General features: G+C 69.8%; 16 protein-coding genes. 8 read left to right on the forward strand and 8 right to left on the reverse strand.

Annotation, left to right across the window (positions count from 1 at the left end):
• Nucleotides 1-19: 19 nt before the first annotated feature.
• Entirely contained in the window at nucleotides 20-844 is an 825-nt protein-coding gene (locus tag ACIPC1_RS30320; RefSeq protein WP_402522666.1) for an L-histidine N(alpha)-methyltransferase, read from the forward strand.
• Between the two features lie 96 nt (nucleotides 845-940).
• Here the strand turns inward: ACIPC1_RS30320 and ACIPC1_RS30325 are convergent, their stop codons facing one another.
• The 3 genes from ACIPC1_RS30325 to ACIPC1_RS30335 all read right to left on the reverse strand — a co-directional run bounded on the left by ACIPC1_RS30325 (nucleotide 941) and on the right by ACIPC1_RS30335 (nucleotide 3593).
• On the reverse strand, nucleotides 941-1402 hold the full coding sequence (locus ACIPC1_RS30325; RefSeq protein ID WP_402522669.1) for an ATP/GTP-binding protein: 462 nt from the start codon (nucleotides 1400-1402) through the stop codon (nucleotides 941-943).
• Between the two features lie 86 nt (nucleotides 1403-1488).
• Nucleotides 1489-2265 (reverse strand): LuxR C-terminal-related transcriptional regulator, encoded by a 777-nt coding sequence (locus ACIPC1_RS30330; protein WP_402522671.1) that lies wholly within the window; start codon nucleotides 2263-2265, stop codon nucleotides 1489-1491.
• Complete coding sequence (locus ACIPC1_RS30335; protein WP_384379539.1) at nucleotides 2262-3593, reverse strand: PspC domain-containing protein; 1332 nt, start codon at nucleotides 3591-3593, stop codon at nucleotides 2262-2264. Before ACIPC1_RS30335 ends, ACIPC1_RS30330 begins: the two co-directional genes overlap by 4 nt.
• Nucleotides 3594-4025: 432 nt before the next feature.
• Between ACIPC1_RS30335 and ACIPC1_RS30340 the strand changes: the two genes are divergently transcribed.
• Together ACIPC1_RS30340 and ACIPC1_RS30345 are read left to right on the forward strand one after the other, a co-directional pair.
• Nucleotides 4026-5447 (forward strand): PspC domain-containing protein, encoded by a 1422-nt coding sequence (locus ACIPC1_RS30340; RefSeq protein ID WP_402522674.1) that lies wholly within the window; start codon nucleotides 4026-4028, stop codon nucleotides 5445-5447.
• Nucleotides 5434-5670 carry a hypothetical protein gene (locus ACIPC1_RS30345; protein WP_402522677.1) on the forward strand — a complete coding sequence of 79 codons (237 nt, stop codon included), beginning with the start codon at nucleotides 5434-5436 and terminating at the stop codon, nucleotides 5668-5670. The genes ACIPC1_RS30340 and ACIPC1_RS30345 overlap by 14 nt, the downstream gene beginning before the upstream one ends.
• 131 nt (nucleotides 5671-5801) lie before the next feature.
• Here ACIPC1_RS30345 and ACIPC1_RS30350 read toward each other — a convergent pair whose 3' ends face one another.
• On the reverse strand, nucleotides 5802-6332 hold the full coding sequence (locus tag ACIPC1_RS30350) for a DoxX family protein (RefSeq protein WP_384379530.1): 531 nt from the start codon (nucleotides 6330-6332) through the stop codon (nucleotides 5802-5804).
• Between the two features lie 510 nt (nucleotides 6333-6842).
• On the opposite strand from ACIPC1_RS30350, the gene ACIPC1_RS30355 reads away from it, so the two are divergent.
• Nucleotides 6843-8126 carry an MFS transporter gene (locus ACIPC1_RS30355; protein ID WP_402522679.1) on the forward strand — a complete coding sequence of 428 codons (1284 nt, stop codon included), beginning with the start codon at nucleotides 6843-6845 and terminating at the stop codon, nucleotides 8124-8126.
• Nucleotides 8127-8546: 420 nt separating this feature from the next.
• Here the strand turns inward: ACIPC1_RS30355 and ACIPC1_RS30360 are convergent, their stop codons facing one another.
• A complete protein-coding gene (locus tag ACIPC1_RS30360) occupies nucleotides 8547-9815 on the reverse strand; it encodes a hypothetical protein (RefSeq protein WP_402522981.1) in 1269 nt (422 codons plus the stop codon).
• A 268-nt stretch (nucleotides 9816-10083) separates the two neighbouring features.
• On the opposite strand from ACIPC1_RS30360, the gene ACIPC1_RS30365 reads away from it, so the two are divergent.
• Nucleotides 10084-10965, forward strand: coding sequence for a DUF4429 domain-containing protein (locus ACIPC1_RS30365; protein ID WP_402522681.1), 882 nt, complete (start codon nucleotides 10084-10086; stop codon nucleotides 10963-10965).
• 68 nt (nucleotides 10966-11033) lie between these two features.
• Here the strand turns inward: ACIPC1_RS30365 and ACIPC1_RS30370 are convergent, their stop codons facing one another.
• Nucleotides 11034-11828 carry a class II aldolase/adducin family protein gene (locus ACIPC1_RS30370; RefSeq protein ID WP_384379516.1) on the reverse strand — a complete coding sequence of 265 codons (795 nt, stop codon included), beginning with the start codon at nucleotides 11826-11828 and terminating at the stop codon, nucleotides 11034-11036.
• A 230-nt stretch (nucleotides 11829-12058) separates the two neighbouring features.
• Here ACIPC1_RS30370 and ACIPC1_RS30375 point away from each other — a divergent pair, with 230 nt between their 5' ends.
• Nucleotides 12059-12544 carry a pyridoxamine 5'-phosphate oxidase family protein gene (locus ACIPC1_RS30375; protein WP_402522685.1) on the forward strand — a complete coding sequence of 162 codons (486 nt, stop codon included), beginning with the start codon at nucleotides 12059-12061 and terminating at the stop codon, nucleotides 12542-12544.
• Nucleotides 12545-12553: 9 nt separating this feature from the next.
• Here ACIPC1_RS30375 and guaA read toward each other — a convergent pair whose 3' ends face one another.
• Nucleotides 12554-14134 carry a glutamine-hydrolyzing GMP synthase gene (guaA, locus tag ACIPC1_RS30380; RefSeq protein ID WP_402522687.1) on the reverse strand — a complete coding sequence of 527 codons (1581 nt, stop codon included), beginning with the start codon at nucleotides 14132-14134 and terminating at the stop codon, nucleotides 12554-12556.
• A 428-nt stretch (nucleotides 14135-14562) separates the two neighbouring features.
• Here guaA and ACIPC1_RS30385 point away from each other — a divergent pair, with 428 nt between their 5' ends.
• Together ACIPC1_RS30385 and ACIPC1_RS30390 are read left to right on the forward strand one after the other, a co-directional pair.
• Nucleotides 14563-14856: a chorismate mutase gene (locus ACIPC1_RS30385; RefSeq protein WP_402522689.1), complete on the forward strand. Its 294-nt coding sequence runs from the start codon at nucleotides 14563-14565 to the stop codon at nucleotides 14854-14856.
• 923 nt (nucleotides 14857-15779) lie between these two features.
• Nucleotides 15780-16814: a hypothetical protein gene (locus ACIPC1_RS30390; RefSeq protein WP_402522692.1), complete on the forward strand. Its 1035-nt coding sequence runs from the start codon at nucleotides 15780-15782 to the stop codon at nucleotides 16812-16814.
• A gap of 85 nt (nucleotides 16815-16899) precedes the next feature.
• Here the strand turns inward: ACIPC1_RS30390 and ACIPC1_RS30395 are convergent, their stop codons facing one another.
• Nucleotides 16900-18756, reverse strand: coding sequence for a GMC family oxidoreductase N-terminal domain-containing protein (locus tag ACIPC1_RS30395; protein WP_402522695.1), 1857 nt, complete (start codon nucleotides 18754-18756; stop codon nucleotides 16900-16902).
• Nucleotides 18757-18815 lie beyond the last annotated feature (59 nt).

Here is an 18815-nt window from a genome sequence, read left to right on the forward strand (position 1 = left end):
GTCAGACAAGGCTCGACCCATGACCACACCTACCGACTACGTACACGGCTACTCCACCCACGAGACCCGCCGCCTCGGCGACCAGGCCGACACCCTGGCGGCCCTGCTGCACTCGGGCACGGCGTACCCCGCGGGCAGCAGGGTCCTCGAGGTCGGTTGCGGTGTAGGTGCACAGACGGTGCACCTGTTGGCGGCAAGCCCGGAGGCGCACTTCACGGCGGTCGACATCTCGGCCGATTCCCTCGCCCAGGCGCGCACCCACGTAACGGAGTACGCCCCCGACGCACACATATCGTGGCACCAGGCGAATCTCTTCGAACTACCCTTCCCAGAAGCTGCGTTCGACCATGTCTTCGTCTGCTTCGTCCTGGAGCACCTGACCGCCCCACGCCGGGCTCTCACCGCGCTGCGCCGCGTGCTGCGCCCCGGCGGCACTCTCACCGTCATCGAGGGCGACCACGGCTCGACGTTCTTCCACCCCCACAGCGCATACGCCCACGCAACAATCGACTGCCAGGTCCAGCTCCAGGCCACGGCAGGCGGCAACGCCCTGATCGGCCGCCAGCTACATCCGCTCGTCACCGCCGCCGGCTACGAGGATGTGGTGGTCCGCCCCCATACGGTCTACGCGGACCGCTCCCGCCCCGCCCTGGTGAACGGCTTCACCCGCAACACCTTCATCACCATGGTCGAGTCGATACGCGAGGACGCCCTCGCCGCAGGGCTGATGAACCCGTCGGACTGGGACCGTGGCATCGCGGACCTGCACCGCACGGCCACCGCCGAGGGCACGTTCCACTACACGTTCTTCAAAGCCCTCGCCGTGAACCCGCCGTCCAGATAGTCAGCCCTGTTCAGCGGCCCGCCCCAGCCACAGTCGCCGGCCCAGGTCGTCGAGTTCCTCACTTCTCCCTCGCCCGGCCGGCAGGAGCGATCCCTTCTAGACGTTGTCACGCGTGGCGTCGCGGTCCAGCCACACCTGCCGCCGCCCCTTGGGATATGCGTGAAGCCATTCCGACTCCACCACCCTCGGTCCGAGCTCGAACCCGTAGGTCCAGCGGACGCCGTCGTCCAACACGAAGTCGGCTTCGTAGAAGGTGCTCTCCGCGGCCGACTTCGGGTCCAGCGCGAACTCCTCCCGGGGAATCCCCTGGTAGGACGTCCACTGAGCGTACGAACCGAGAACCGCTTCCTTCATCTTCTTCAGTGCGACGATGACGTTGGACTTGCCCGAAGCGTTCGCGCCGAAGATGCCAAGCAGCGGATAGACCTGGATCGACTTTCCGTCGGACAAGGTCAGCAAGCGTGCCGCGTCCGACTCCTCGCCCTGCGGCACTACGAAGGACAGCTCTTGCTCGTCGCGCAGCGATCTCACGTTCGCCACGCGGAACCGCAGCAGCATGCCGTCCTCCTCTCGTCGCGCACAGGGTATCCGCGTGATCGCTCACGCGCCTACCGGAGAGTCGCGTCAGTCCGCGGCTCCCCGGGTCACACCAGCCGCCGAGCAGTCGCCCACCGGGTCAGCTCATGCCGGTTCGACAGCTGGAGCTTCCTCAGCACCGCCGAGACATGGGACTCGACCGTCTTGACGGAGATGAACAGCTGCTTCGCGATCTCCTTGTACGCATAGCCGCGGGCGATGAGGCGCAGGACCTCGCGCTCGCGCTGGGTGAGACGGTCGAGGTCCTCGTCGACCGGCGGGGCGTCGGTCGAGGCGAACGCGTCGAGGACGAACCCTGCCAGGCGTGGCGAGAAGACCGCGTCTCCGTCCTGGACGCGGAAGATGGAGTCCACGAGGTCCGTACCGGTGATCGTCTTGGTGACATAGCCCCGGGCGCCGCCACGGATCACGCCGATCACGTCCTCCGCGGCGTCCGACACGGACAGCGCGAGGAAGCGGACCGGCTGCTGGGCGTCGCCCATCAACGGAGCGCAACGGCGCAGCACTTCGACACCACCGCCGCCCGGCAGGTGCACGTCGAGCAGCACGACCTCGGGCCGCGTGGCCGTGATGACCGTGACCGCCTGGTCGACGTCCGCGGCCTCGCCGACGACCTCGACGCCGGTCCGCTCGGTCTCCCCGATCTCGGCCTGAACTCCCGTACGGAACATGCGGTGGTCGTCGACGAGCACGACCCGCGCATGCCGCCCACTCCCGGCAGCGGCCGACCCAGCCGCGGCCTCTCCGGACGCGACGGCGGCCGAAGGGGTCTCCTCCGCACCGGCAGAACTGCCGGACTCCACAGGCCCGTTCGTGTCTCTCATGACGTCCTCTCCGCCCTCTCCATCTCCAGCTCGACCTCCGTGCCGCCGTCCGGCACCGCGCGCAGCCGCGCCGTACCGCCGTTGCGCTCCATGCGGCCGATGATCGATTCTCTGACGCCCATGCGGTCGGCGGGTATCGCGTCGAGGTCGAAGCCGGGGCCGCGGTCGCGGACGGACACGAACACCGTCGTGCCCTCGACTTCGGCGAAGACCTGTACCGCGCCGCCCTCGCCACCGTACTTGGCCGCGTTCACCATCGCTTCCCGCGCGGCCTGCATCTGCGCGGAAACGCCGTCGTCCAGAGGGCAGTCGCCGACGACCACGACCTCGATGGGGACGCCGTGCTTGTCCTCGACCTCCGCGGCATTGCGCCGGACCGCCTCGGCGAGGGTGTCGGGCTCGTCCGCCTCATCCTTTCCGGTGCCCTCAGGTTTGTAGAGCCAGGTACGCAGGTCGCGCTCCTGGGCGCGGGCCAGACGCCGTACCTCGTTCCCATTGTCCGCGTTGCGCTGGATCAGGGTCAGGGTGTGCAGCACCGAGTCATGGACATGGGCGGCGACTTCGGCCCGCTCCTGGGCGCGGATACGCATCAGGCGCTCCTCGGAGAGGTCCTGTGTCATGCGTACGAGATAGGGGCCGGCCAGCAGCGCTATGCCGACCAGGACCGCGAGTGCCGCCTGGAGGACGGAGCCGAGGTGAGCGGCCGAGCCCTGGAGGACGAATATCCCGGACACGCCGGCTGTGACCAGCAGGACGCCCGCCGCGGATCGCAGCAGCGTGAGCGTGCGCCGACGACGGCCGACCTCGACCCAGCGGGCCCGCCGCGCATTGTCCGCCTGACGCCAGACCAGGGCGACGCCCGCACCGACGAGCACGGTCGGCCACAGATACGCCTTCGCTCCGCCGCCCAGGTTCACATTGCCGACGAAGACCATGGCCACGACGACCATGAGGAGGAGCGCGACGATCTGTCCCTTGTCCGGCTTGCGTGCCACGAGTCTGCGGCGGCCGTCGGGAGCGGTCTCGGTGGAGATGCCCGGCGTACGCCCGCCGGCTCCTCCCACCCCGCCGACGCCGAGCGGCACGAAGAACCAGAACGCGGCATACAGCAGCGCCCCCAGTCCGTCCGCCATGAACAGGCCGACGAACATGAGCCGCACCCAGATTACCGGCAGCCCGAGATGCCCGGCGAGCCCTCGCGCCACGCCCCCGAGCCAGCGTCCGTCGCTGCTGCGGTAGAGCTTGCGCGGGGGCCGCGGGGCGTCCAGGGGGATGGCTGCGGCTTCCGGCATGCCATCGATGTTCACACGCCCGGCGGGCCCGGGCATCAGGGTCGACCCCCGAGACTCCCCTGATCTTCGGGAAACCAATATCTGATCTTCGAGAGACCGGCGCCCGAACCTCGAAAACCCGATGCCGAATTCCGGAGGAACCCAGTGGCTGATCCTCAGCAACCCGGTGCCGAATTCCGCAGGAGTCCGGCGTCTGATCCTCAGCAACCCGATGCCGAATTCCGCAGGAGCCCGGCGCCTGATCCTCAGCAACCCGATGCCGAATTCCGCAGGAGTCCGGCGCCTGATCCTCAGCAACCCGATGCCCGATTCGGGAGGAACCCGGCGCCTGAACCCCGGCAACCCGGTCCCTGATCTTCGAGAATCCGCTGCTCGAACGGCTCCCCGGCCCCCCTCAGGGCCGAAATCAGGGTTCGGCCAGGGTCATCCCGACTGCCGCCGCGCCTCCCCGCCCGTCACCATGGACGCATGACAGACCACCAGCACGCGGCGGCGGAGCCGGACCCCGCCCGCGGCCCGGCCGCCCCGCCCCCGGGTCCCGGGCCGCGGGACGCCGTGCCGCCCGCCCCGGGTGAGGAGCCGCGCACGCACGAGGACCGGGTCACGGCCGGGTCGGCGACGACCGCACCAGGCACGCCCCTCAAGTTCCGTCGCGACCGGCGCCACAAGATGCTGGGCGGGGTGTGCGCCGGGCTGGGGCGGCAGTGCGACATGGACCCGGTGATCTTCCGGATCGTGCTCGCGGTGCTCTCCGCGACCGGCGGCATCGGCCTCATCTTCTACGGCTTCGTGTGGCTGTTCGTGCCGTACGACGATGACGAGGAGAACGAGGTACGCAAGCTCCTGACCGGCCGCGTGGACGGTCAGGCGCTGACGGCCGTGCTGTTCGCCCTGGTGGGCTGCGGGGTGTTCCTCTCGATGCTCAACAACGGCGGGGTGCTGACCTTCGCCGTGGTCCTCGCCCTGCTCCTGGCGGGCGCGGGGTTCTGGTCGCAGCAGCGCGGCGCGCCCGACCCCGACCCGCTCGCCGCCCAGGCCGTCGCCGACGCCCCGCCGGAGGCGCAGGCACCGCCCGTCCCCGCCTCCTACCCCTCCTGGTGGCGCGACCCGATCATCAAGGACGGCTCCCATGTGGGCGGCACCGGCTATCTGTGGGGACCGCCGGACGCCCAGGACCGGGACGCGGCTGCCGCGCTCAACATCGCCCGGGGCACCAGCCGCCCGGACATACGCACGGCCCGGCAGCCCAAGCCGTCCGGCCCACGCTGGATCGGCGGCTGGGTGTTCGTGCTCGCGCTCATCGCGGGCATCCTCGGCACAAGCCTGACGTGGGAGGAGCACACGCTCGGCACCAGCCTGCAGACCGGCCTGGCCTGTGCGCTGATCGTGTTCGGCCTGGGCATCGCGATCAGCGCGTTCAAGGGGCGTACGGGCGCGGGCTCGATCTTCCTCGCGTTGATCACCGCAGGCCTGCTCGCCGGCTCCGCCGCGCTGCCGAAGGACATCAGCACCCACTGGGTGCGCACGAACTGGACACCGACCGCCGTGACCGACGTACAGGAGTCGTACGACCTCGGCACGGGCGTGGGCACCCTGGACCTGACGGGCCTCGACCTCGCCAAGGGCCAGACGGTGACGACGAACGCGGAGGTGGGTGCGGGCCATCTCAAGGTGATCGTCCCGAAGGACGTGACCGTGAATCTGACCGTCGATGTCGGTGTCGGAGACATCCAGTTGCCGGGCGACGACAAGAAGGACGTGGACGTGCAGCCGGGCAAGCACAAGAGCGTGACACTCTCCCCCGCGACCGCCGACAAGAACGGCGGCACGCTCGACCTCGACCTCCAGGTCGGCGTCGGCCAGGCGGAGGTGACCCGTGCGACGTCATGAGTTCCAGCCGGGAAAGCTGGTCGCGGGTTGCTTCCTCACCCTCGCGGGCGTCATCTACGCCGGCGACGCGGGCGGCCTGTGGGAGACACCGTGGTTCGCGATCATCCCCGTCGTCGCATTCGGCCTCTGCCTCGCAGGCACGGTCGCTCTGCTGACCCACGCCGTGCGAAGACGCCGCAGGTCCCGCCGGGAACCGGTGACGGCGCCGGGCAAGGGAGGTTAGCCACGTCGGACTTCTCCACACACACCCGCCCACCGGTGCCGGAACGCCAACCGGCACCGGGACACGCACCGGGACGGACGCCGAACGCCGCTCGCCCCGGAAGCTGTCAACCTGCGCCCAGGCCGGAGGACCTAGCGATAACCGCCGGCCCGTTGCCTGCGCCTCGCCCTCAGCCCGGCGTCCACGGAGAAGACCGAGGCGCCTGCCAGTACCAGGGGCAGCCAGGCCATCAGATAGATCAGGTCGTTGCCGTAGTAGTACGGGTCGGCGGCCCAGCTCACGGTCAGCCACAGGCTGAGGGAGATGAGGGCGCCACCGAAGGCGGCGAGACGGGCCAGCAGGCCGATCAAGGTGCCGATACCGACGGCGAGTTCACCGAAAGCGATGGCATAGCCGAAGCCGACGGGATTCTTCAGCGACAGATCCACGAGGGCCGGGATCGCTGAGGAGTCCCGGACCGAGCGCATCATGTCGCCGATCGAACCGGCGCCGGAGTCCGCCATGAACGCGCTGTTGGTGAGTTTGTCCAGGCCGGCGTAGATGAAAGTGACGCCGAGAAAGACGCGCAGGGGAAGCAGGGCGTATCGGGTGGCGGAGTCCCGCCAGTCCCGCCTCCCGTCGAGATAGGGGCTGGGGGTATCCGTTCGCATACTGTGAGTCATCGCTCTCCGCCGCCTTTCGCCCGCGTTCCGTTGACCCCTCAACAGACCATACGTACGACAGCAGGCACCCGCTCAAGGATCGGGGTGCCCGTTTTCGTCCACCCTCCAGCGACCGGGCGCCATGGCCACCCGGCGCGGGTGTCCGACGTGGTTTTTCTCGCCCCCTCCGCCCCTACCCGTCCCGTACCTGGGGGCTACCGCCCCCAATGCGGTTGCTTTTGAAGCGGACGAGCCGTTGCCCAGCTCATGGAGGGGTGAGGGCCGGTTGCCGGCCGCACCTAGGAATCCTGACGAGGGTGTTCACGCCGGAGCTGGTGGACGCGGCCATAGCCACGGACGAGACGAGCAACGACGTCGCCTCCTCTCGGCCCGGCTGGTCGTGTATTCCGCGCGGCAGGGGGCAGAGCATGCTTCTGATCCGGGTACCGAAGCGCGCGGTGAAGGATGACCGAGCTTGGCGGGCGGTCCAAGTCCCTATGCTGACTGCCTTCATAGGTCGGGGAGGACGCATTGGCACGGCAGGTCACGCTCGGGCCGGATTTTCGACGGTTGTGGGGCGCCTACGCAATCAGTGCTGCGGGCAGTGCCATCGCCATGGGGGCATTGCCACTGGTCGCCCTCCTGGTGCTGCATTCCTCGGCGCTCCAAGTCTCGCTACTCGCAGCTCTGTCCGCCATGGCCAGCGCCGTGATCGCTCTTCCGCTCGGTGTCCGTATTGAGCACCAGTACAAGCGGCCCGTCATGATCACTGCTGATCTGGTCCGCTGTGCCGTGCTGGTGAGCGTTCCGGTCGCGGCGGCTTTCGGCGTGCTCACCTTCGTCCATCTCTGTGCCGTCGGCATCCTTCAGACGGCCGCGGCAGTCGCGTTCGACGCGGCGAGCGGCGCGCACCTCAAGGCGCTCGTCCTGCCCGACCGCCGCCTTCGTGCCAACAGCCTGTTCGAGACCACCAACTGGATCAGCGTCAGCGCCGGGCCACCCGTCGGCGGGCTCCTGGTCGGTGTCCTGGGCCCTACCGCGACGATGGCGGCCGACGCCGTGTCCTTCCTTGGATCCGCCCTGGGCATCCGCCGCATCCGGCGACCCGAACCCGCGCCACCGCCATCCGCCGCCGCCCCTCATCTGGGCCACGACATCGCCGCAGGCTGGCAGTACATCCTGGAGCATCGAGGATTGCGCTCGCTGTTCTGCAACTCGCTGCTCTTCGGCGGCTCCATCATGATGACGTCACCGCTGATTGCCGTCCTCATGCTGCGTGACCTCGGCCTCGCACCGTGGCAGTACGGCCTCGCTCTGGGGCTGCCGTGCCTGGGTGGCGTTCTGGGTTCACGCCTGACCTCGCTGCTCACCCGGCGGTTCGGGCAGCGCCGCATCCTGCTGTCGTCCGGCGTCGCACGCACACTCTGGACGATCTTGTTGCCGCTGGCACCCTCCGGCGCTCTCGGCGTGTTCATCATCGTGGCCGCCGACTTCGGGCTGCTCTTCGCCGCCGGCGTCTTCAACCCGTCGTTCACCACCTACCGCATGGAGGCAACGCAGGACGCGTTCATGACCCGCGTGGGCACCTCCTGGTCCGTCAGCTCGAAAATCTGCCAGGCAGTCTTCATGATCGCCGGCGGCTTCATCGCCGAGGCGGCAGGCGTCCGTGGTGCGCTGTTCATCGCCGGCGTGCTGTGTCTGTCGAGTGCGCTGCTGCTGCCCTGGCGCAAAGCCCACACCTCCGCCGCAGGCATTCCAGCACCCGCGGCGGAACGGGTCCCGGAAACGACCCCAACCCAGGCCGACTCTCCGTAGCGAAGTGCCGACCCGCGCCTGCCACTACTTCCGGACAAGCTCAAAGATCTCCCCGACCGGAGCTGAAGAGCTCAAGGACCGCCGGGCCGGAGCCGAAAAGCATTGCCGCCGCCCCACGACCCGCAGCCGAACGACGACGGAAGGGGGCGTGCCGGTACGTCCACATGCCCGTCGCGTACGCCCGCGTCACCGAACCCCCGCACCCTTGCCCGACGTCTGATCCGTCGGCGACGGGCGGGACGTACCGGCACGCCCCCGACCCACCCACCAGACGGCACACGCACGGGCACGGGCACACGCACACGCACGGGCACGGGCACCGGCACCGGCACGGGCACCGGCACGGGCACCGGTGCCGGCACCGGCACCGGCACCGGACCGAACACCACGCACCCACCCGCACAAGGCGCCGTCGGTCCCTCAGTCCGTCACATCGATCACGCACCGATTCGTCTCGACCCCCGCAGCCGTAACCACCTGCACCTCCACCCGCCCCGGCTCCACATCGACCGGCACAGGCACGGTGAGGACCGCGTCCGTGGGATTGCTGAACCCCCCGGGCACGGGAACCAACGGCACATGGACGTGGACCGGCCCGATCCGTACCACCATCCGCGACAGCCGGTCCGCCGTCTGCGCGCCGGGCGGCACGAACCCGGCCCCCCGGATCTCGATGTCGTCCCCGGTACGGATCGGCGCGTCGAGGTCGCCCGCCTCACGGGAGCGGACGACGGAGAGGATCACCGGCTTCCCGCCCTCGGCGTACTTCCCGGCGAGATAGGTGGCGGCGGACACCAGGACCAGCACCGCCAGCCCCCACGGCAGATCCGGCAACTGCGAGGGCCGCCGCGCCAACCGCACCGCAGCGAACACCAGAGCGACCGCGACGATCACCACGTACTGGATGTCCGCGAAGGACCCCCGCCCGGAGTCGTCGGTCAGAAGATCGGACGCCCGCGGCCGATCCGCCCGCACCTTCTGCAGCCGCTGGCCGAGCACCCGCAGCCCCACCACCCGCCGCACCAGCACGGCGATCCCGCACACCACGGCGACGACGGTCACCACCCCGGCGCCCCGGGCGAGTTCGAGACCGGCGATGAGTTCGTCGCGGGTGCCGTGCGCGGAGGCCGCCGCCAACTGCCCGACGAGCACAAGGACGGCGTACACGACGAAGAGAACCCAACTCCCCGCCACCACACGCGAGGTGGAGAGGCGGTTGTCCTCCCCGATGGCGGGGGCAAGAGCGCCACCCCGCGCCCGGTGGAGATAACCCGCTCCGGTCAGCGCCCCGCCCACCACAAGAGCCGCGAGCAGCCCGGCCGTCCGCGCGGCCGTCCACCCCGCGCCGATGGCGGTGAGCGCCTGCACCAGGAGCAGCGCGACGGTGGCTCCCCACACGACGAAGGCCGTACGCCGCCACAGTCGCCCGAGCCAGGCCTCGCCGTCGACGCGCCCGCGCTCGGCGACGATGTCCGCGGCCTGGGTCAGTTCGTCCGAGACCCACTGCCGGGACGCGGACGCCGAGTGGGCGACGGCGATGGGCAGCCCGTGCCCGGACGCCAACTCGTCACGCTTGGCGAGGAACGCGGAGACAGCGCGCCGGTGCCCCTCGCGCGCTCCGTGCGGGCAGTCCCCGCAGGTGCACCCACCCCCGTGTGTGCCCTGCCCGGAACCCAGCCCGGAACCCAGCCCGGCGCCAAGCCCGTCACCGGACCCCGCGCCACGCCCCGCACCACGCTCCGCGCCGTGTCTCGCCTCCTGCACCGCCACGTCCGCTGCCGCCTTCCCCGCGCCAAGAACTCCCTTGCGGCCAGACCTTCCGTACGCCTGACTGCCTTACTACTGCGCCGCGATGACAGCGCATTGTGCCGTACGGAACACGGCCCGCGTCCGGCAGGTCCGGTCAGCGCGGGTGATGCACAAGCGCCCGTGTTGACCCGGCTGCGAGAATTCGCGTATGGCCGAGATCATCCAGCGTGACGGGACCTGGGCCTTCGACGGCAACACGGTCAGGATCACGCCGGGACTGCACCGCTCCGTGCCGCTGTTCCGGCAGACGTATGGAGAGATCGCTGTTCCCCTGGAGGCTATCTCAGGGATCGTCTATGAACCCGAACGCAAGCGCGGCCGCCTGCGGCTGAGGCTGCGCGAGGGCGCCGACCCGCTCCTCCAGGCGACCGGTGGCCGGCTGCCCGACGCCGCCGACCCGTACCGGCTGGCGGTCGACATCGACCGTTCCGGGGTCGCGGAGTACATCGCCGAGGAGATCCGCCACGCGCTGCTCCTTGACCAGGTCCCCCAGGAACCGGTGAAGACATATCTCCTCCCGGGCCCGCCGGCCCCCGTCTCGGTCCGATCCAGCGACGGCACGGTGTCGTTCGACGGTACGCAGGTGCGGATCGACTGGGCGGACACCTCCGACCGGGTCAAGCGGGCGACGGGTCCGCGGATCATCGCCGTGAGTGACCTGGTACGGGTCGAGTGGCTGCCCAACTCCGGCTACCAGGACGGCTTTCTGCGTTTCGTGACCGGCGAGACCGTCTTCTCCAAACTGCCGACCGAGAAAGACCCGTACGCCCTCGATCTGTGGGGCAGCACCCGCCGCGACCTGCTCACGGCGCTCGTCGCCACCGCCGTCACCGCACGCCTGCCGCATCCGTCCACCCGCACGGGCGAGAACGTGGACCGCCCCCAACCCGCTCCCGCCGCATCGCCCCCGGCCGACCACCACGACGTACTCCTGCGCCGTCTGCGGGAGTTGGGCGAGCTGCACCGCGACGGCGTGCTCACGGACGAGGAGTTCGCGGCTACGAAGGCGGCGGTGCTCCGGGGGTTCTGAACCCCCGCCACGGACTCCCGACGGAACGCCCGCCCTGAACCCCCGAGGGAAGACGGCGAACGAATCCCCTACGAAAGGAGATCGGGCTCGCTCCGGCTGATGTCCTGCCACAACGGCTGGTAGTTGATCCATGCGACCAGATCGCCGCCCAGCTGCTCCCGCGTGGCGACCGCCTGCTTGTGGTCGATGAGGATCGGCCGGCCCGCGGCCAGCGCGGTGAGCTGCACCTGGCTCGACCGTTCCATGGACAGGAACCACCAGGCCGCCGCGTCCACCGAGTCCCCGACCGTCAGCAGCCCGTGGTTGCGCAGCACGAGGGCCTTGCCGGTGCCGAGTGCGGAGGCGATCCGGCGGCCCTCCTCGGCGTCGACGGCGACGCCGGTGTAGGAGTCGTACAGCGCGTGGTCCTCGTAGAAGGCGCAACTCTCCTGGGTGATCGGGTCGAGCAGGTCGCCGAGGGCGGACAGGGCGCGTCCGTGCACGGAATGGCAGTGGGCGACGGCGACGACGTCGGGACGGGCCGCGTGGACCTGGGCGTGCACGGTGAAGGCCGCCTGGTTCACGTGGTAACTGCCGTCGATCACCTGCCCGTCCTGGTTGGCCATGACGAGGTCGCTCACGGTGACGTGCTTGAACGGCATCCCGAAGGGGTTCACCCAGAAGCAGTCGCTGTACTCGGGGTCGCGCGCGGTGATGTGACCGGAGACCCCGTCCTCGAACCCAAGCCGTCCGAAGAGCCGCAGCGCCCCGGCCAGCCGCTCCTTGCGGTGCCGCCGCTCGTCGTCCGTCGACTCGTGCCTCGGCGGCATGGCGAACCGCAGCCGGTCGGTGGGTAGGGGCAGGGGCGGGGTGGGCCCGTGCATATGTCCTCCAGCGGGCGTGTCCGGTACGGAGCGGAAGTTACCCTCGGTCAGCCCCGGTGAACAGGGCCGTTCCGTGAAGAGAGTGCGCAACCGTTACAAGTCCCGGGTAGTCCCGGGTAGTCCCGGGTGCCCCTCGGTCGCCGAGAGCACCCGGAAAGTCGCCGAGAGCACGCGAATACCGGACAGAAGATGTCGGGTAGCCGCGCGAGACTCGGCGTATGACTCATCCGATGACTCATCCGGCGCCATCGAACTGGGCGGTTTTCAGCGCCGCGGAACCCGACCTGGCCAGCGCGGCCGAGGACCGGTTCACGGCCTTCACGCACCACACCCTGGCGACCCTGCGCAAGGACGGCTCCCCCCGCACCTCCGGCCTCGAAGTCCGTTTCCTGCACGGAGAGCTGTGGCTCGGCATGATGCCGGACTCGCTCAAGGCGCTGGACCTGCGCCGCGACCCGCGCTTCGCGCTCCAGGTGAATCCGGGGGCGGACGCGCAGATGGCGGGCGGGGACGTCCGGATCAGCGGACGGGCGGTCGAGGTCGAGGACTCCGAGGCGAAGGCCGCGTACGTGAAAGAGGTGGAACCGCCGCAGCCGTTCCACCTCTTCCGCACCGAGCTGACGGAGGTCGTACGGACCTACGTCGAGGACGACACGTATCTGGTCGTCGAGATCTGGAAGCCCGGAGAGCCGGTGCGGACTCTCAAGCGCAGATGAGCGTCGGGACTACTCCCACTCGATGGTGCCCGGGGGCTTGCTCGTCACGTCGAGGACGACTCGGTTGACGTCCGCGACCTCGTTCGTGATGCGGGTCGAGATCTTGGCGAGGACGTCGTACGGGAGACGCGACCAGTCGGCGGTCATGGCGTCCTCGCTCGACACCGGACGCAGCACGATCGGATGACCGTACGTACGGCCGTCGCCCTGGACGCCGACGGAGCGGACGTCCGCGAGCAGCACGACCGGGCACTGCCAGATCTCGCGGTCGAGTCCGGCGGCGGTCAGCTCCTCACGGGCGATCGCGTCGGCCTCGCGGAGCAGGTCGAGCCGCTCCTTGGTCACTTCGCCCACGATGCGGATGCCGAGGCCGGGACCGGGGAAGGGCTGGCGCTGGACGATCTCGTCCGGCAGGCCGAGCTCCTGGCCGACCATCCGGACCTCGTCCTTGAACAGCTTGCGCAGCGGCTCGACGAGCTCGAATTCGAGGTCCTCGGGGAGGCCGCCGACGTTGTGGTGGGACTTGATGTTGGCCGTGCCGGTGCCGCCACCGGACTCGACCACGTCCGGGTAGAGCGTGCCCTGCACCAGGAAGGCGACGTCCTCGCCCGCGGCGGCCTCGGCGATGATGTCGGCCTGCGCCTGCTCGAAGACCCGGATGAACTCGCGCCCGATGATCTTCCGCTTCTCCTCGGGGTCGGACACCCCGGCGAGCGCGGCGATGAACCGCTCCTGCGCGTCCACGACCTTCAGCTGTACGCCGGTCGCGGCCACGAAGTCCTTCTCGACCTGCTCGGTCTCGCCCTTGCGCATCAGGCCGTGGTCGACGTACACGCAGGTCAGCTGCGAGCCGATGGCCTTCTGTACGAGGGCGGCGGCGACGGCGGAGTCCACGCCGCCCGACAGCCCGCAGATGGCCCGCTTGCTGCCGACCTGCTCGCGGATCAGTGCGACCTGCTCGTCGATGACGTTGCCCGTGGTCCAGGACGGGGTGAGGCCCGCGCCCCGGTACAGGAAGTGTTCGAGTACCTGCTGGCCGTACGTGGAGTGCATCACCTCGGGGTGGTGCTGGACTCCGTACAGCTTCTTCTCGTCGTTCTCGAAGGCCGCGACCGGGACGACGTCCGTGGAGGCGGTCACCGTGAAGCCCTCGGGGGCGGCGGAGCAGGCGTCTCCGTGCGACATCCACACCGACTGCTCGTCGGGGGTGCCCTCGAAGAGGGTGGAGCCCGACTTGGAGACATGGAGCGGCGTACGGCCATACTCGCGGGCGCCGGTGTTGTCGACCGTGCCGCCGAGTGTCGTCGCCATCAGCTGGAAGCCGTAGCACATGCCGAAGACGGGAACGCCCGCCTCGAACAGCGCGCGGTCGAGGCGGGGGGCACCCTCCGCGTACACCGACGAGGGGCCGCCGGAGAGGATGATCGCCGCCGGGTTCTTGGCGAGCATCTCCTCGACCGGCATGGTGCTCGGCACGATCTCGCTGTAGACCCGGGCCTCGCGGACGCGGCGGGCGATGAGCTGGGCGTACTGCGCACCGAAGTCGACGACCAGGACGGTGTCGGGGGCGGCGGGGGACACTTCTGGCACGGTTTGCCTTCCGGCGGTGAGCAAAGGGTGTGGGGGGCGAGTCTACCGGGGGTGCGGGTGGGGGGTGGCTGGGGAGGTTTTTTCGCCCCCTCCGCCCCCTGCCCGTCCCGTACCTGGGGCCCGCGGCCGAGCCGCTGATGGATGCAGCGCCCCCAGACCCCCTCGGCCTCAGCAAGGCTCGTCTCAGCATCCGAACCGTCTTGGCCAGGACGCCCCGCCCCTGCATACTGCTCCCATGCTCACGCACGCGACGAACTTCGTCTTTACCTATGGCAACCGGCCCACCGGCTGCCATGGTCGTGCTGCTTGAGCAACTGACAAGCGACTTCCCAGGCGCCCCGGGCCGACAAGGCCCGGGGCGTCTGCCGTTTCCGGACCTCGCCGCTCCGGGGCACCCCGTCACCACAAGACACAAGAGGAGCCCCACCATGGCCGACGCGGCCGACGTACTCGACAAGACCGGCGCCCGCACCGACGAGGCCGCCGACACGATCACCGGTGCCCGTGAGCGCATCGACGCCCTGGACGACCGGATCATCGGCCTCGTCCAGGAACGGATGGCCGTCTCGGCGGTGATCCAGGAGGCCCGGATCTCCTCCGGCGGCCGGCGCGTGAACCTCTCGCGCGAGATGGAGATCCTCGGCCACTACAGGGACGCGCTGGGCAAGCCGGGCACCTCGCTGGCGAAGACGCTGCTGGAGCTGTGCCGGGGCCGCGTCTGAGTGCCGTACGGGGCGTTCCGTATGGGGCGTTCCGTACGGGGCCGCGCCTGGAGCTTCCGCGCGGAGGCCACGCCTGATGGTTTCGCGCGGGGGCCACGCCTGATGGTTTCGCGCGGAGGCCGCATCCGCGCTCCGTACGACGCCGTACGCACGTACGCATGCCCTCTCACCCGTACGGCGCGTGACCGCCTCCGCGGCGGCTTCGTTGGTCCCGGTGTCCGTGCCACCCAGGGGCGGGCCCGAAAAAACCACGCGTGGCTTTCGCTGGAGCGATGAGACGTACGGAACGTGCCGTGTGTCGTGGGACCTCGCTCCAGGGTTGGGACCGGACGGCAGGGGACAGCAGCCCGGTCACCCAAGAGAACGGCCGGCTCCGGGGACGCCCGGGGCCGACCGGCGGAATCTGTTCAGATGCGGTCGTAACGGTTGCGGAGTCCGTCGCCCATCCCGCACGATGCGAGAACAGCTCAAGTCCCCCGCAACACAACCGAATTGCTCTACTACCGCCATTGGTCGACACCACGCGCGCGCCCCCAGTGCGCCGGGGCGCCGACCGGCGGCCCCCAGACCAGCGGCGCACCCCCCGGCGCCGCTCCCCGGCACCGGCGCTGCCCTGACGTCGGTGCTGACGCCGAAGGGCCCCGCGGCTCCGCCCCCAGCTCACGGATTTCGTCCGAGCAGGGGGTCACCCCCACCGCGGGGCCTTTCGCATGCCCACCTCATGTGACGACCGGCCTGCGTGACCCACCTCGGCGGGCCGCCCATGTGACCGACCCCACATAAAGATCCTGTGAAGGTCGGCACAACCATTCACAGGTTGCTCGTGTCACACCTGCTGAACCAACGGCCACACCCGCGCCCCACCGCGAAGGCCCCACCTGAGTACCGCGGCCTCGCGGTGCACCAGACTTCCCGAGGTCTTCATGAAGCTTCGTCGTGCCATGGCCGTTGCCGCCGCGACGGCTGCCCTCGCCCCGCTGGCACTCCTGTCGGCGCCGGCCGCGTTCGCGGACACCGACCCCCCGGCCGCGGCGGAGAGCAGCCCCGCGGCGCAGGACAGCACACCTGCGGCCGAGGACACCACGCCCGCCGCGGACGTCACCACCCCGGCGGCCGAGGACACGACGCCCGCGGCGCAGGACACCACTCCCGCGGCCAAGGACACGACGCCCGCCGCGGAGGACACCACCCCGGCAGCCGGCGACAGCACTCCGCCCGTCACGCCGAGTCCCACTCAGAGCACTCCGGAGGAGGGCGACGAGCCCGAGCTCTGTGTCGACGAGGACGGGAACGACCTCACCGAGATCAGCACCGACCTGACCAGCGGCCTGTCGGGGCTGCCGGACACGATCGTCGCGGGCAGCGGCTGGACGACGTTCTCGTTCGACATCTCCAACCACGGCGACGACACCATCACGAACATCGCTCCGCTGATCGGTGTCGCGGCCATCGGCTGGGACGAGGAGGACTACTCCGGCGAGATCAGCGTGCAGGTCCTCGACAAGGACTCCGGCACCTGGCGGGAGGTCGCGGGCGCCGCGGGCGAGGGTGGCACCTTCACCCCGTTCTCGCTCCGCGCCGGCCAGTCGACCTCGTACGAGCTGCGCCTCAGCGTCAGCGGCGACGTCCCGGACGCCATCGGCGTGACCGGCGGCTTCGCCCAGTACGCGGACGACGAGGGCTGCTGGGTCGCCGACGACCCGAACGGCTGGATCTACTTCTTCGACATCCTCGCCGCCGGCTCGGACGCGGGCAGCCCGCCGGACGCCAAGCCGCAGACCGGCGGTGCGAAGGAGATCAGCGACGCCAAGACGGTGGACGCCGCCGGCTCGCTCGCCGAGACCGGTTCCTCGTCCGCGCTGCCGCTGATCGGCCTCACCGGCGGTGTCGCCGTCGTCGCGGGTGCGGGTGCGGTGTACGTGGTCCGTCGCCGCAGGTCGGGTGGCGCGACCGCGTAACGCGGCTCGGCCCGGTGGCCACAGCTGAATGAAGGACCTGCGCTCGGAGGGGGGTGCAGGTCCTTCTTTCCGTCACCGGCGGGGGTTACGACTTCGGTGGCACCGTCGGCATCCCCAGGAACGGCAGCTTCAGCGCGCCGAACGCGTCCGCGGGGACGGCGAGGTTCCGGGGCTCGACCGGCCGCAGACGCTCGTACGCCGCCCCCTGTGCCGGACGCGGGTCGGCCTCGCCCTTGTTGGGCCAGTACGACATCGCGCGCTCGGCCTGGGCGGTGATGGTGAGCGACGGGTTGACGCCGAGGTTGGCGGAGACGGCGGCGCCGTCGACGACCGAGATGCCGGGGTGGCCGTACAGCCGGTGGTACGGGTCGATGACCCCGGAGGACGCCGAGCCGCCGATCGGGCAGCCGCCCAGGAAGTGCGCGGTGAGCGGCGTACCCATCAGCTCGCCCACGTTGCTGCCCGCGAAGCCGTTGATCTCGGCGGCGATCGCGGACGCGCCCTCCGAAGCCGCCCTGATCTGCCGGGGGTTGGGAGCGCCGTGTCCCTGACGTGCCGTCAGCAGGCCTTTCCCCGCGCCCTTCGGCTTCAGGTACGTCGTCAGGGAGTTGTCCACCGACTGCATCACCAGACCGATGATGCTCCGCTCGGACCAGTGGCGGTTGGAGAGCGAGCGGAGCAGGAGGAGAGGGTGCTTCGCGGCGTTGGACAGCCATCCCAGCAGCGGCGATGAGCCTTCGGTGTAGGGGACTTGGAGGATGGACAGGCCGCCCATCGAGTTCGAGCCCTTGCCGTAGCGGACAGGCTCGATGTGGGTGTTCTCGTCGGGGTGGATCGAGGACGTGATCGCGACGCCCTGGGTGAAGTCGACCTTCGGCTTGCCGTGCGCCTTGCGGTACCGGCGGTTGTCGGTCTGCGCGCCCACCAGGGCCTCGGAGTTGGTACGGGTCAGCTCGCCCAACCTGCCCGAGATGTAGGGCAGTTGACCGCTCGACTTCATACGGTGCAGCAGGGTCTGCGTGCCGTAGGTGCCGGCGGCGATCACCACCCGGCGGGCCTTGAACATCCGCCCGTCGCCCTTGCGTTTCTCGTCCGTGGGCAGGGTGGTGACGGCGTACCCGCCCTGCGAGTCGTCGGTGACGGACACGACCGTCGTCATGGGATGGACGACGGCACCCGTCTTCTCCGCCAGATGGAGGTAGTTCTCGTTGAGGGTGTTCTTCGCGCCGTGCCGACAGCCGGTCATGCACTCGCCGCACTCGGTACAGGCCTTGCGGGCCGGTCCGGCGCCCCCGAAGTAGGGGTCCGCCACTTCGCCGCCGGGCCTGGCCTTCGCCGTCCCGTCCGCGTCCTCCCCGTCACCGAAGAAGACACCGACCGGCGCCATGTGGAAGGTGTCGCCGACGCCCATCCGCTGTGCGGCCGCCTTGAGGTGGATGTCGGAGGGGGTCATGGTCGGGTTGAGCCGCACGCCGAGCATCCGCCGGGCCTGGTCGTAGTACGGCTTCAACTCCCCCTCCCAGTCGGTGATGTCCTTCCACTGCGGGTCCTCGAAGAAGGCCTTCGGCGGTACGTAGAGGGTGTTGGCGTAGTTCAGGGAACCGCCGCCGACGCCGGCCCCGGCCAACACCATGACGTTGCCCAGGAGATGGATGCGCTGGATGCCGTACAGGCCGAGCCTGGGTGCCCAGAGGTAGTTCTTCAGGTCCCAGGAGTTCTTCGGCAACGAGCCACGGGTGAAACGGCGGCCCGCCTCCAACACGCCTACGCGGTAGCCCTTTTCGGTGAGCCGGAGGGCCGTGACCGACCCGCCGAAGCCGGAACCGACGACGATGACGTCGTAGTCGTACGCGGCATCGTCGTACGCGGCATCGTCGTACGCGCCGTCTTTCTCGTCGTTCGCACCGTCATTCGGTTGCTGGGCAGAGTTCTCCTGTGACACGTGCCGCTCTCCTCGTTGAGAACTTTTGAGAACTTTTGAGAACTATTCAGATCTGGGAT

The sequence above is a fragment of the Streptomyces sp. NPDC087263 genome (genome assembly GCF_044744645.1).
In the GTDB taxonomy this organism is placed as follows: domain Bacteria; phylum Actinomycetota; class Actinomycetes; order Streptomycetales; family Streptomycetaceae; genus Streptomyces.

Excerpts from the sequence above, each read along its gene's own strand:
- ACIPC1_RS30375 (WP_402522685.1), top strand. The coding sequence starts at position 12,059 with ATGACTCATCCGGCGCCATCGAACTGGGCGGTTTTCAGCGCCGCGGAA.
- ACIPC1_RS30370 (WP_384379516.1), bottom strand. The coding sequence starts at position 11,828 with ATGCACGGGCCCACCCCGCCCCTGCCCCTACCCACCGACCGGCTGCGG.
- ACIPC1_RS30350 (WP_384379530.1), bottom strand. The coding sequence starts at position 6,332 with ATGACTCACAGTATGCGAACGGATACCCCCAGCCCCTATCTCGACGGG.
- ACIPC1_RS30325 (WP_402522669.1), bottom strand. The coding sequence starts at position 1,402 with ATGCTGCTGCGGTTCCGCGTGGCGAACGTGAGATCGCTGCGCGACGAG.
- ACIPC1_RS30365 (WP_402522681.1), top strand. The coding sequence starts at position 10,084 with ATGGCCGAGATCATCCAGCGTGACGGGACCTGGGCCTTCGACGGCAAC.
- ACIPC1_RS30390 (WP_402522692.1), top strand. The coding sequence starts at position 15,780 with ATGAAGCTTCGTCGTGCCATGGCCGTTGCCGCCGCGACGGCTGCCCTC.
- ACIPC1_RS30320 (WP_402522666.1), top strand. The coding sequence starts at position 20 with ATGACCACACCTACCGACTACGTACACGGCTACTCCACCCACGAGACC.
- ACIPC1_RS30335 (WP_384379539.1), bottom strand. The coding sequence starts at position 3,593 with ATGCCCGGGCCCGCCGGGCGTGTGAACATCGATGGCATGCCGGAAGCC.
- ACIPC1_RS30340 (WP_402522674.1), top strand. The coding sequence starts at position 4,026 with ATGACAGACCACCAGCACGCGGCGGCGGAGCCGGACCCCGCCCGCGGC.
- ACIPC1_RS30385 (WP_402522689.1), top strand. The coding sequence starts at position 14,563 with ATGGCCGACGCGGCCGACGTACTCGACAAGACCGGCGCCCGCACCGAC.
- ACIPC1_RS30330 (WP_402522671.1), bottom strand. The coding sequence starts at position 2,265 with ATGAGAGACACGAACGGGCCTGTGGAGTCCGGCAGTTCTGCCGGTGCG.